General features: G+C 45.0%; 12 protein-coding genes, 2 pseudogenes and 1 other annotated feature. Of the genes and pseudogenes, 4 read left to right on the forward strand and 10 right to left on the reverse strand.

Annotated elements, in window-relative coordinates:
• Positions 1–6 precede the first annotated feature (6 nt).
• From LNN34_RS19265 to LNN34_RS19270, 3 genes and pseudogenes are all read right to left on the reverse strand, one after another.
• Positions 7–361: pseudogene (locus LNN34_RS19265) on the reverse strand (YncE family protein); the annotation flags it as partial.
• Positions 353–478 (reverse strand): annotated as a pseudogene (locus tag LNN34_RS22035) (hypothetical protein); the annotation flags it as partial. The pseudogenes LNN34_RS22035 and LNN34_RS19265, both read right to left, overlap by 9 nt.
• A gap of 51 nt (positions 479–529) precedes the next feature.
• On the reverse strand, positions 530–1,888 hold the full coding sequence (locus tag LNN34_RS19270) for a YncE family protein (protein ID WP_229044208.1): 1,359 nt from the start codon (positions 1,886–1,888) through the stop codon (positions 530–532).
• A gap of 228 nt (positions 1,889–2,116) precedes the next feature.
• Between LNN34_RS19270 and LNN34_RS19275 the strand changes: the two genes are divergently transcribed.
• Positions 2,117–3,262: a tetratricopeptide repeat protein gene (locus LNN34_RS19275; RefSeq protein ID WP_044159817.1), complete on the forward strand. Its 1,146-nt coding sequence runs from the start codon at positions 2,117–2,119 to the stop codon at positions 3,260–3,262.
• Entirely contained in the window at positions 3,246–3,365 is a 120-nt protein-coding gene (locus LNN34_RS19280) for a PhrC/PhrF family phosphatase-inhibitory pheromone (protein ID WP_024123223.1), read from the forward strand. Before LNN34_RS19275 ends, LNN34_RS19280 begins: the two co-directional genes overlap by 17 nt.
• A 106-nt stretch (positions 3,366–3,471) precedes the next feature.
• Here LNN34_RS19280 and speB read toward each other — a convergent pair whose 3' ends face one another.
• Both speB and speE read right to left on the reverse strand, forming a co-directional pair.
• Positions 3,472–4,344 carry an agmatinase gene (speB, locus tag LNN34_RS19285; RefSeq protein ID WP_229044211.1) on the reverse strand — a complete coding sequence of 291 codons (873 nt, stop codon included), beginning with the start codon at positions 4,342–4,344 and terminating at the stop codon, positions 3,472–3,474.
• A 60-nt stretch (positions 4,345–4,404) separates the two neighbouring features.
• Entirely contained in the window at positions 4,405–5,235 is an 831-nt protein-coding gene (speE, locus tag LNN34_RS19290; protein WP_198098141.1) for a spermidine synthase, read from the reverse strand.
• 200 nt (positions 5,236–5,435) lie between these two features.
• Between speE and LNN34_RS19295 the strand changes: the two genes are divergently transcribed.
• The gene (locus tag LNN34_RS19295; RefSeq protein ID WP_229044213.1) at positions 5,436–7,511 is read left to right on the forward strand and encodes a transglycosylase domain-containing protein; all 2,076 of its coding nucleotides are present in this window, start codon (positions 5,436–5,438) and stop codon (positions 7,509–7,511) included.
• Between the two features lie 32 nt (positions 7,512–7,543).
• Here the strand turns inward: LNN34_RS19295 and LNN34_RS19300 are convergent, their stop codons facing one another.
• The 3 genes from LNN34_RS19300 to LNN34_RS19310 all read right to left on the reverse strand — a co-directional run bounded on the left by LNN34_RS19300 (position 7,544) and on the right by LNN34_RS19310 (position 9,310).
• On the reverse strand, positions 7,544–7,966 hold the full coding sequence (locus tag LNN34_RS19300) for a hypothetical protein (RefSeq protein WP_229044215.1): 423 nt from the start codon (positions 7,964–7,966) through the stop codon (positions 7,544–7,546).
• A 153-nt stretch (positions 7,967–8,119) separates the two neighbouring features.
• Entirely contained in the window at positions 8,120–8,638 is a 519-nt protein-coding gene (locus LNN34_RS19305) for a YwhD family protein (protein ID WP_105954414.1), read from the reverse strand.
• A gap of 12 nt (positions 8,639–8,650) precedes the next feature.
• A complete protein-coding gene (locus LNN34_RS19310) occupies positions 8,651–9,310 on the reverse strand; it encodes a site-2 protease family protein (RefSeq protein ID WP_059292313.1) in 660 nt (219 codons plus the stop codon).
• 108 nt (positions 9,311–9,418) lie between these two features.
• On the opposite strand from LNN34_RS19310, the gene LNN34_RS19315 reads away from it, so the two are divergent.
• Positions 9,419–9,607: a 2-hydroxymuconate tautomerase gene (locus tag LNN34_RS19315; RefSeq protein WP_003222038.1), complete on the forward strand. Its 189-nt coding sequence runs from the start codon at positions 9,419–9,421 to the stop codon at positions 9,605–9,607.
• Positions 9,608–9,649: 42 nt separating this feature from the next.
• Here LNN34_RS19315 and LNN34_RS19320 read toward each other — a convergent pair whose 3' ends face one another.
• Both LNN34_RS19320 and thrS read right to left on the reverse strand, forming a co-directional pair.
• A complete protein-coding gene (locus LNN34_RS19320) occupies positions 9,650–10,069 on the reverse strand; it encodes a MarR family transcriptional regulator (protein ID WP_044159831.1) in 420 nt (139 codons plus the stop codon).
• A 118-nt stretch (positions 10,070–10,187) separates the two neighbouring features.
• The gene (gene thrS, locus LNN34_RS19325) at positions 10,188–12,104 is read right to left on the reverse strand and encodes a threonine--tRNA ligase (RefSeq protein ID WP_229044219.1); all 1,917 of its coding nucleotides are present in this window, start codon (positions 12,102–12,104) and stop codon (positions 10,188–10,190) included.
• A 52-nt stretch (positions 12,105–12,156) separates the two neighbouring features.
• Positions 12,157–12,381 (reverse strand) — a binding site (T-box leader).
• Positions 12,382–12,482: the final 101 nt, after the last annotated feature.

The raw sequence follows: 12,482 nt of genomic DNA on the forward strand, positions 1-12,482 counted from the left end.
AAACATCTACATTGCAATCGAGGACGGACCGGCGCCAACCGGAATGACCGTCACGGCTGAATCATCACTCGTGCGGTACACGGTCACTGCATTGTCGCCGGGCTTTTTCGGATGTTACTGTGAGGTTATAGACATTAGGAAGAGACACGTTTGCAATTTCCTTTGTGCGGCAGTATTAACGACATATACATTGTTAATGAGAAACGGTTCACTATAAGACTCTGGAAAATAAGCCCTAGTACTATCCAGAGAACATACAATTGTCCTCAAAGTTTCAAATAGGCGGTCAAAGCCACCCCCTGCTCAAGGGTGACAAACTGATCTCTGTTACACCCTTCGGTCCTAGTTCACCACTCATCACGTCTATACTCCATGTAACCGCAGTGACTGCTTCCGCAGGATCAACGACAAACCCCTCCGGAACTTCAATCGGCACTTGAAATGGCGCTTCTCGACTGGCATCTTCATCACAAAAACAGAAAGATCATTCTTTTTCATGATTTCTCATCCCTTTTAGATATCCAGTTGATTAAATCGCAATGTCACTCGGTGAAACGCCAAGCGATATGACAGTTTCCACAGAATAATCATCCGTGTTGTAAACAGTGATGCTTTGCTCTATAAAATTTGTTGCATACAGAAACTCGCCATTCGGGGTAAACGCAATGTCTCTTGCCAATTGCGGAAGATTTCCTATTACGCCTGCACCACTTGGACTGACGGAATATAGATTGTGAGTGAAATCATCAAACAAATACACCCCTGATCCGCTCTTGAACATTCCATATTCACCTTCATACTCCAGCTCTTGGGTGCTGCTGATCGTAAATGTATTCAAATCAATCACCGTCAAATAATTGAAAAAGAATTCTTGTTCTAATACATAAAGGTAACGTTCCGGCCAACCCGTTTCTAGGGCATTTACGATAAGATCCCGTTCAATAGTTCCTGTCACTTCACCTGTGTTTAAGTCCAATCTTTGCACTGAACCGAAACCAAGCAGATACGCGAACAATCCATTTGGATCAATTGCAACATCAAAGCCTTCAAAAGGAATAGACCTTTCAACAGTTAAGGTTTCAATTCCTATCACATTTATGGCACCACCAGCGACAACATAAAAAAATTCGTGTCCAGGTATAAAAGATATGGATTCCGGCGGCTGATCCAGCAAAATAGAAGCTGTAACACTCAATGTGTCTTGACTGATGACAGAAATGACACGATCATAGTAATGCAAAACAAACACAGAGGTGTTATCTGGCGCCTTTTCTATCCTTGTAGGTTGGTATGGAAGAGAAATCGTCGTCACAACAGTATGAGTGTTGGTATCAATCACAGAAACCGACTGATCATCTGGATTCGCTGTGAACGCATAAACGGGTTCGGGCTCCGGCTCAGGTACAAGCACAATCGTTCCCGTCACCGATAATGGACTGCCGTAAAATGGCGGGACGACAACAAGGTTCTCGATCGTAATGTCACTGACATCCGGACAATCATCCGGTTCATCAGAATAATAGACAACTTGATCGATCTCCACATTGTGAATGACAGAAACAGCCCCCTCCCCTTGTCCATATTGGTTTCGCACAGGTGAGACACTGACAAGAAGCGTAACGGTTCCCTGCAGGCGGACTGCAAATTGAACACCGATTTCATCAGGCTCAGGCCCCGTTTGAATTAAGCAACGTTCACTGACACAAGAAAGGCTGTCTGCATTCCACGTGACGTTTGCAACAGCTTCAGCCGGATCAACGACAAACCCCTCAGGCAATTCAATCGGCGCTTGAAACATCGCTTCGCGACTGGTTTCTTCCTCACAAAAACATAAACAATCTTGTGCAGCTTCTGCTTTTTCTTTAAAGGAAAGCTTGTTTTTCCTCATTTCATCACTTCCTTTTCAGACATACACTGCTCACGCAGATACAACAGAATATGGAAGGTGAATGTATTTGCTTGTACAAACAGCCGAGGGTAAAAGCTGTTTTTGAAGAAATTCCGGCCATCATGCGGTGTAACGAAAGAAAAGATTGCGGTTTTTTTGCGCTTCTCACAAGAATGATGATGATAAAATATGACATATATAGAATAATGAAGGGAGGGATTTTCAAACGTGACAAGTGTCATATCTTCTTCTTCCGTTGGAGAAAAGATTAATGAATGGTATATGTACATACGCCGATTCAGCATACCGGATGCGGAATATTTACGAAGAGAAATCAAACAAGAGCTGGATCAAATGGAAGAAGACCAGGATCTTCATTTGTATTATTCACTGATGGAATTCCGGCACAATCTGATGCTTGAGTATCTTGAACCGTTAGAAAACATGCGGATAGAGGAACAGCCGCGACTGTCCGATTTGCTGCTTGAGATTGATAAAAAACAGGCTCGTTTAACCGGACTGCTTGAATACTACTTTAATTTCTTCAGAGGTATGTACGAACTGGATCGCCGGGAATATATATTAGCCATTCAATTTTTTAAAAAAGCAGAGAGCAAACTGACTTTTGTGACAGATAAAATTGATAAAGCTGAGTTCTTTTTCAAAATGTCAGAAGTTTATTACTATATGAAGCAAACTTATGTGTCCATGGACTATGCACGTCAAGCCTTTGAAATATACAATGAACAAACTACATATGATATCAGAATGATTCAATGCCAATCCCTGTTTGGAGCTAACTTTTTGGATCTGAAACAGTATGATAAAGCAATTGCCCATTTCCAAAAAGCTTATACACTTGCTGAGGCGGCACAGCAGCCGCAGCTAATGGGAAGAACGCTTTATAATATTGCACTTTGCAAGCAAAACCAACACAGTCTTGAATCAGCGATAGAGTATGTAAAAAAATCTATTCATGTATTTGAAGAATCGAAAATGGTTCCTTCACTGCCACAAGCTTTTTTCCTAATTACACAAATTTATTTTAAATTAGGCAAGATTGATAACGCTTGTGAATATCATAAAAAAGGAAGAGATTATTCAATAGCTGCCGGAGACACTGTGTACTTAACGGAGTTTGAATTTTTGGAATCTTTATACTTGTCTGGACCTGATGAAGCAGCAATAGAAAAATGTTTTGTTTTCCTTGAAAGTAAAATGATGTATGCTGATATTGAAGACTTTGCACTCGATGTTGCTAAGTATTATCATCAGCAGGAAAATTACAAAAAAGCATCTACTTATTTTTTAAAGGTTGAAGAAGCAAGACAGCACATTCAAGGGGGGGTGAATTTATATGAAATGGAAGTATAAATTATTACTCGCTTGTTTAGCTGTGAGTGCTGTATTTGTCACAGTAGAAGTATCAAATTCATCTACAGAACATTTTGATGTTGCACAACGTGCTATGATCTAAGACCGCCTTTATCGGCGGTTTTTTTCGTCCCCTCTTTCCACCTTGAATAAGATGTTTGCAAAGCATGGGAACAAAAAACATCCAGACAAGAGTCTGGATGTTTCTCTTATTTCACAAACCCAAGCAGCATTTCACGAATGATTTTGCTGGCTGTGTTTGCCGTTTGCTCTGAGTGGTCGTAAATCGGAGCTACTTCTACTAAATCAGCGCCCATCACGTTTACTTCTGAGCGTGCGATTTCATGGACGGATGCAAGCAGTTCTTTAGACGTGATGCCGCCTGCGTCAACCGTTCCTGTTCCCGGTGCGTGAGCAGGGTCTAATACGTCAATGTCGATTGTGACATATACCGGACGGCCTGCCAGCTTCGGAAGAACCTTTTTCAGCGGCTCAAGCACTTCAAACTTAGAGATGTGCATGCCGTTTTCCTTTGCCCATTCGAACTCTTCTTTCATACCGGAACGGATTCCGAATGAATACACATTTTGCGGTCCGATCAATTCTGCCGCTTTGCGGATCGGCGTTGAGTGAGAAAGCGGTTCTCCCTCATAGTCGACGCGAAGATCCGTATGTGCATCAAAATGAATAATCGCCAGGTCAGGAAATTTCTTATACATTGCTTTCATGACAGGCCATGACACGAGATGCTCCCCGCCCATACCCATCGGGAATTTTCCTTTTTCTAAAATGCTGTCCACATATTCTTCAATCATATCAAGACTTTTTTGCGGGTTTCCGAATGGCAGCGGAATGTCGCCGGCGTCAAAGAAGTTCAGGTCCGCCAGATCACGGTCCAGATACGGGCTGTATTCTTCAAGGCCGATTGACACTTCGCGGATTCTTCCCGGGCCGAAGCGTGATCCCGGACGATAGCTCACTGTCCAATCCATCGGCATGCCGTAAAGGATGGCGTCCGCCTCTTCCCACTCTGGACGGCTCGCGATAAATACTTTTCCTGAATAAGCTTCATCAAATCTCATCTATAAAACCCTCGCTTTCCTGTAAAAAAGCGCAAGATTCGCTCCTGCGCCATACATTCATTATTTAATCAGGTCACTCACAAATTTCGGCAGAACAAACGCCGCTTTATGAAGATCTTTTGTGTAATATTTCGTGTCAATGTCAAAGAAACGGCTGTCTTCCACTGCAAGCGGATCATATTTTTTCGAACCGATTGTAAATGTCCACAAACCGCTTGGGTATGTCGGAATGTTCGCCGTATACAGCTTTGTAATCGGGAAGATTTCCTTCACGTCACGCTGTACATTTGTGATCAATTCCGGTGTGAACCATGGGTTGTCCGTCTGAGCGACAAAAATGCCGTCTTCTTTCAGCGCCTTCGCGATTCCGGCATAGAACCCTTTTGTAAACAGGTTTACCGCAGGCCCGACTGGTTCAGTTGAATCTACCATAATGACGTCGTATTGATTTTCAGATTTCGCAATGTGCATAAATCCGTCATCCACCTGCACGTCAACACGCGGATCGTCAAGTTTTCCTGCAATAGAAGGAAGAAACTTTTTAGAGTATTCGATAACCTTGCCGTCAATATCAACAAGTGTCGCTTTTTTCACACTCGGATGCTTCAGAATTTCTCTGATGACGCCGCCGTCACCGCCGCCGACAACCAGCACATGCTCCGGATTTGGGTGCGTAAACAATGGCACATGCGCCACCATTTCGTGATAAACGAATTCGTCTTTTTCAGACGTCATCACCATGCCGTCCAAAAACAGCATGTTGCCGAACTCTTCTGTTTCCACCATTTCTAAATGCTGAAACTCAGTTTGTTCTGTATGTAATGTTTTATTAACCTTCAATGTAATGCCAAAGTTTTTGGTCTGCTTCTCTGTGTACCAAAGTTCGCTCAATTGTCATCTCCCTTTCAAGGCTGTATTCATTTATTGTAAGCGTCTTTTCAGCTTTTATTCCCGGTTGAAATCGCATTTTCACCTAAGGAAAAAGTATAGAGGATGGCGGGGAAAAAGTAAAGATGCGTCCTGGTATGTGATGTTTAAAAACAATCTTTTTTTCTCATAATAGTAGAAACATAAAAAAAGGGGGAACCATTGTGGATGCAATGACAAATAAACGGCTGAGACTGACGCTCAAAACCGTTCGCGCCTTTATCTTTCTTGGGGCTTTCGCGTGCTTAGCGGCAGCTGCTGTGTTTATGACTGTCATTTTGATAGCCAAATACCAGGGCGCTCCCTCGGTTCAAGTGCCGCAATCCACGATTTTGTTTGCGAGCGACGGCTCTAAACTCGGGGAGACGAACTATGGCGAAAAACGCTATTGGGTCCCCTTAAAAGACATGAATCCGACGATTGTAAAGGCGACGGTGGCGATTGAAGACCAGAACTTCTATGATCACCATGGCTTTGATTATAAACGCATGGCCGGTGCGGCGCTGGCCGACTTAAAAGCGCTGGCCAAGGTTCAGGGCGCAAGCACCATTACCCAGCAATATGCGAGAAACCTGTATCTTGAACACGACAAAACGTGGAAACGCAAATGGAATGAGGCATTCTATACCATTCGTCTGGAACAAAACTATTCTAAGGACGAGATATTAGAAGGCTATTTAAATACGATATACTACGGCCACGGCGCCTATGGCATCGAAGCCGCGTCCCGCCTCTATTTCGGCAAGCATGCCAAAAACCTGACAGATGCGGAGGCGGCGCTTTTGGCCGGTATTCCGAAAGGCCCTTCCGGCTATTCGCCTTATGTCAATGAAACAAAGGCCAAGGATCGCCAAAAAACAATTGTGCGGATGATGGAAAAGCAGCAGATGATCAGCCGCAAAAAAGCGGACGAGCTGATCAAGGAGCCTCTTTCCTATCAACCGTTGAATAAACACGCCATCAGCAGAAAAGCGCCTTATTTCTATGATAATGCGATGAGAGACCTGGAAAAAAAACTCGGCATGACACGGGAGCAAATTGAAACGAGCGGGTTAAATGTGTATACAACCGTGAATAAACGGCTTCAGCGCATTGCCGAGGAAACCATTACCGAAACGGTTAACCCCGGTTCTGACATTCAAGTCGGATTTTCAGCCATTGATCCACGCACAGGAAACGTTCTCGCTCTTGTCGGCGGCAGAGATTATCAAAAAAGCCCGTTTGACCGGACGACACAGGCGAAACGCCAGCCCGCTTCGACAATCAAACCGTTACTGTATTATAAAGCGATCCAGAGCGGGTTTACGCCAGTGACACTGATGAAAAGCGAAGAAACCGAGTTTCAAATCGATGCAAAGGGAGAAACCTATTCTCCAAGCAACTATAACGGTTACTACGCAAACAAACCGATTACGCTTCTTCAGGCGCTGGCGCTGTCTGACAACATTTATGCCGTGAAAACCCATCTCTTTCTCGGAATGAACAAGCTCGTTCAGGCGGCAAAGGAATTTGGCATCACCGCGCAGCTCCAAGCGCTGCCATCCTTGGCCCTCGGCACGGAACCGGTGCGCCCGATTGAGATGGTTAACGCCTATGCTATGCTGGCAAATGGCGGAAAGAAAATCGAACCGACCTTTATCACAAGGGTGACTGATGCGGCCGGACATGTACTGTACGAAAGCCCGAATCAGCATAAACAAGTGCTGGATGAAAAAGCTGCCTTTGTAACCGCTAATATGATGACAGGCATGTTTGATACAGATTTAAACGGCTATACATCCGTGACAGGACGGACAATCGCGGACCGCCTGACAAGAACCTATGCGGGAAAATCAGGCACAACAAGCGCAGACAGCTGGATGATCGGCTTCAATCCGAAGCTGGCTGCGGGTGTATGGACGGGCTATGACAAAAACAGCACCATTGACTCAGTCGCAGAAAAAAACTACGCCAAAACCATTTGGGCGGAGTTTATGGAGGATGCGCTCAAAGGAGAACCAGAAACAGCCTTTAAACCGCCAAAAGGCGTGACCGGCGTCTACATCGATCCGGCAACAGGCTACTCCTCCGGCCCCGGCTGCGCAGCCAAGCATTACACGTATTTTGTGAAAGGCACAGAGCCAGCGAATGTGTGCTACGGCTCAGAGCCTGTCAAACAAACAAAAGACCAGCATCCAGTCAAGGAAAAGCCCGCTTCCCCGAAAAAGTGGTGGGACAAATGGCTGGGACGGAATCATTAAAAAATAACCCGGCTGCCTGGATGCCGGGTTATTTAATATGGTTCTTCCATTATCCATGGGAGCAGCGTCACGCAGTCAAGCTGGAGAACCGGTTTCGGGAATCCTTCGGGGATAAAGCGGTCATCTCTCGGCACTTCAAATGATATATACCAGTTACGGTCCGGATCCCATTCTTTTTTCCCTTCTAGAATACGTCCGACAATAAAATAGCTGGCCACATAAAGATGAAGGTCACCCTCCTGTCCAAATTCATTAATATCCGTACAAACAGACGGCTGAAGACCAAAATCCTCCAACATTTGCGCCTTCTCACGCGGCAGTGTTTTCATTGCTTCCCGGTAATTTTCACAGAGAAGACATTCGCACATATCGTCAATATCTTTTTCATACTGCCTTCTCGTTTCCTCCACGTCCGCTTCAATGACCCAATCACCAATCCTCATCATTTGAAACATGATATCTCCCCTATCTGCTGTCAAAAAAAATGAAAAACCCCGAGTCTTGGTTCGGCTCGGGATTTTCCATGTCCTAGTTTCTGTATCACCAGTTTACTCAATGTTTACGAAAAATAGTTCGAATATTCTAAGAGTTCACATAAAGTTCACAAATTAATTTTCTTCTTGAAGCAGGCCTTTTTTCAATTCATCAGAAGAGCGTTCCCACAGGCCTTGGTCATGATTTTTCAGAAATTCGCCAAGCACTTGCTTCGAGCTGTCATCCATTTTATCAATGATAATGTTCCGTTTCATCGATTTATCCATCAGATTCACATGCTCCGGGAGTGATTTGTAGCCTCTTCTGATGCTTCTGTCGACCGTCAGTTCACAGGCTGTTACCCCTGCGTAATAAGGGCCCTCTTCTCTTCTGTCAATCGTCACCCACACAAGCCAGTATGGTTTGCCGTTTGGAACATCTTCTTTATTAGGCAGAAATTTAATGCCTTTTTCAACGACGCTGCGGGCGTGCATCGCGCCGATGTCAACGAACGCTTCTTTTTCCTCTACATCGACGAATACAGGGGAAATGTTATCAAGGCTGAGTGCCCCTACGCCAAATCCGCCGTGTCCGTCTGTCGGATCACTTTTGATAATATTAAACCCGATTGATTTTTTCTTTTTTTCTTCCATGAGTTCTACCTCCTACAAAAGCGGTTGAAATATCGCTGAAAACAAATGTAAAATCGAATCTCTTCCGGCGTTGAGCAATGGCCAAAGCACGTAAGATCCGAGCGGTGTCACAAACAGTACCAAAAAGACGATAAAGCCGTAGCTTTCCGCTTGCGTCATCTTGGCACGCGCCCCCGGCGGGACGAGATCTTCAATAATACGATAGCCGTCGAGCGGCGGCAGCGGCAGCAGATTAAATAAAAACAGAACGAGGTTCAGCTGTATCCAGATTGAAAAGAACTGGTCCAGCCCTGTACTGAATGCCGCAAGCAGTTCCATTCCGTAAGCATGCATCAACACTAACAAAGAGAAACCGATGAACGCAAGAATCAGGTTACTGATCGGCCCGGCAATGGATACGAGTACGCCGGCCAGACGAGGTTTCTTAAAGAAACGGCGATTGACGGGAACAGGGCGAGCCCATCCAAAGCCGGCCACCAGGATCAAAATGGTTCCGAACGGATCAAGGTGTTTGATAGGATTCAGCGTCAGTCTTCCTTCATTTTTCGCCGTATTGTCACCAAATTTGTATGCGACATAGGCGTGAGCGAGTTCATGCATTGTAAACGAAACAATTAACGTGATGACGAGGTATGGCATTAACGATAACGGATAATATAAAAAACGGTCCAAGTGAGATATCCCTCTTTCTAAAAATGCAAGAATTTACTTTATTCAGTATACTATAAGAAGCCTCTTTTCCTAAAGAGAGGAAACGATAACAAAGGAGGATTCACACCTATGCCATACGTAACCGTCAAAATGCTTGAAGGCCGTACAGACGAGCAAAAACGCAATCTAGTTGAGAAAGTAACAGAGGCCGTGAAAGAAACGACCGGTGCCTCTGAAGAAAAAATTGTTGTCTTTATAGAAGAAATGAGAAAAGACCATTATGCGGTCGCAGGCAAACGCCTCAGCGATATGGAATAATCTGATATAAAGCCGGCGCTTCGCAAGCCGGCTTTTTCATCTCTATTTCGTCATTTTTTCAATAATAGCTAAAAACGCTGCCTTCTCTTCGGCAGTCAAACGTTCAAACATGCCGTCAATCAGCTGCTGGCGATTTTGAATCATTTGAAGAGCCGCTGCCTGCCCCGATTCAGAAAGCGTAATCCAAACGGTGCGGCGGTCATTGTTATTTCTGGATCTCTTAATAAACCCTTCCTGCTCTAAGTGATTCAGAGCGGTTGTGGTGGCAGACGGAGACAGCGTGACCTCTTTTAGAATGTCCTTTATGGTGCAGCTCCCATGCCTGTATATGATCCGCAGAATAAATCCTCTTACATTATTTACGTGTTTCGGAACGGTGGCTTCATCTAATTGCTTCGTGCTTTTCAAATATTTTGTAAGTGCGTGATCCAGCAAATTTGCTTCCAGTTTGTCATGATCCATGTAGATTTCCCCATTTCGAGATGCATTCATAACATACGAACGATATGATTACTTATTATTTTACTGATACCAGATAGGGAAAGTCAAAAAAGCAAACAGCGAATTCGCAACTTTTCTCCTACATGCTTCGATTTTTCACCTGTTTGACAATATTCTCTTTAAATACCTGAAAAGGAACTTGTTCACTCTTCTGATGTCCGAATTGACGGACGTTTACGGCCTTTTCATTCACTTCCTGATCCCCTAGCACCAGCATGTACGGGATTTTCTGCATTTGTGATTCTCTGATTTTGTAGCCAAGCTTTTCATTGCGTTCATCAATATTGACTCTTATCCCGAGCCGCTTTAGCTCAGACTGCACCTTTTCGCAGTAGTCCATATGAACGTGGGAAACCGGTATAATTTGGACCTGCACCGGCGCAAGCCAGACTGGAAAAGCTCCGCCAAAATGCTCGATCAGAATGCCGAAGAAACGGTCAATTGAGCCGAATACCGCTCTGTGAATGACAACGGGACGAACCTTTTCATTGTGCTCATTAATATATGTTAAATCAAATTTTTCCGGCATTTGAAAATCAAGCTGGATTGTGGCGCATTGGTGGCTCCGCTTCAGAGCGTCTTTAATATGAAAATCGATTTTCGCTCCGTAAAACGCTCCATCCCCTGCGTTTACTTCATAAGGAAGACCCAGATCCTCAAGGACGTGTTTCAAGGCGTTTTCAGACATTTCCCACACGCTGTCTTCACCTGATGAATCCTCCGGACGAGTGGAAAGCTCAACCGTATACTCGAAACCGAATGTGCGGTATACCTCGTCAATCAGCCGAATGGCTTCTTTGATTTCACTCTCGATTTGATCCTCCCGAACAAAGATATGCGCGTCATCCTGGCAGAACGTCCGGACGCGGAGCATTCCGTTTAGAGCACCGCTGTATTCATGGCGGTGCACCTGGCCGAACTCCGCCATACGAATCGGCAGATCCCGATAGGAGTACAGGCTGTTTTTAAAGATGAGCATATGGCCGGGGCAGTTCATCGGCTTCATTGCAAATGCAGTCTGATCTACTTCCGAAAAATACATATTGTCGCGATAATGGTCCCAGTGCCCTGACTGCTCCCATAACCGCTGATTCATCATAAACGGCGTACGCACCTCGGCGTAGCCGGCATTTGTTTGCAGTTCACGCGAAAAGCGTTCCAGCTCATTGCGGACAATCTGCCCTTTTGGCAAATAAAAAGGCATCCCCGGGGCTTCTTCCGAGAACATAAACAGCTCTAATTGTTTTCCCAGCTTGCGGTGATCCCGTTTCGCTGCTTCTTCCAGCATATGCAGATGCGCCTCGAGATCTTTTTTCTTTTGAAACGCAACACCGTACACCCGCTGAAGGACTTCATTTTGGCTGTCTCCTCGCCAATAAGCACCCGACACCCGTGTTAATTTGAACGCCTTGATCATTCCTGTCGAAGGAAGATGCGGCCCGCGGCACAGGTCAACAAATTCTCCCTGCTGATACAGCGTCATGTTCTCCCCGCGCGGAATGTCTTTCAAAATTTCCAGCTTAAACGGCTCGCCTTTCTCTGCAAAAAGCGCTTCAGCCTCCTCGTAAGAAACCTCTATTCGCTTGATATCCATATTTTCGTTTATAATATGCTTCATCTCTTTTTCGATGGCCTCTAAATCTCCGGAAGTCAGACTCCGATCAAGCTTCATATCATAATAAAATCCGTCTTCAATGACAGGCCCTATCCCCAAGTACGCTTCGCCGTACAGCCGTTTCACTGCCTGAGCCAGCACATGCGCTGATGTATGGCGAAGCACCTGCAAGCCTTCTGGAGAATCCAGTGTGATAATTGAAAGCTCAGCATCTTCCTCCAGCTTGAAGCTGACATCAACGAGCCGGCCATTAACCTGCCCCGCTGCTGCTTTCTTTTCCAAACTGGAGCTGATGGACGCAGCCGCCTCTTTGACTGTAGTGCCTTTCGGATATTCCTTTACCTGTCCGTCCGGAAGCTGAATACTAACATGTTTACTCATTTCAAACACTCCTTATTCATTGTTGTATATAAAAAAACACACCCGTCCCTCTGTAAGGGACGAGTGTGTGATTAACCCGTGGTTCCACCCAAGTTCCCAACGAACTTTCATGTTCATCGGCTCGGTGCTGTAACGCAGCATAAACGGCATTGGATACTGACTGTTCCCCAACGCTGCTCCAAGGCGGTAAATGATATTCCTAAGCTGGGAAGCTCGCACCTTTCCTTCCCTCTCTGAAAACCGTAAATATCATTCATGTCCTTTTCATCGCATTTCTATATGTATATAAAAAAACACACCCGTCCCTCTTATAAGGGACGAGTGTGTGTGATTAACCCGTGGTTCCACCCAAGTTCCCAACGAACTTTCATGTTCATC

The organism is Bacillus sp. AF23 (genome assembly GCF_020861455.1).
Classification (GTDB): Bacteria; Bacillota; Bacilli; order Bacillales; family Bacillaceae; genus Bacillus; species Bacillus halotolerans.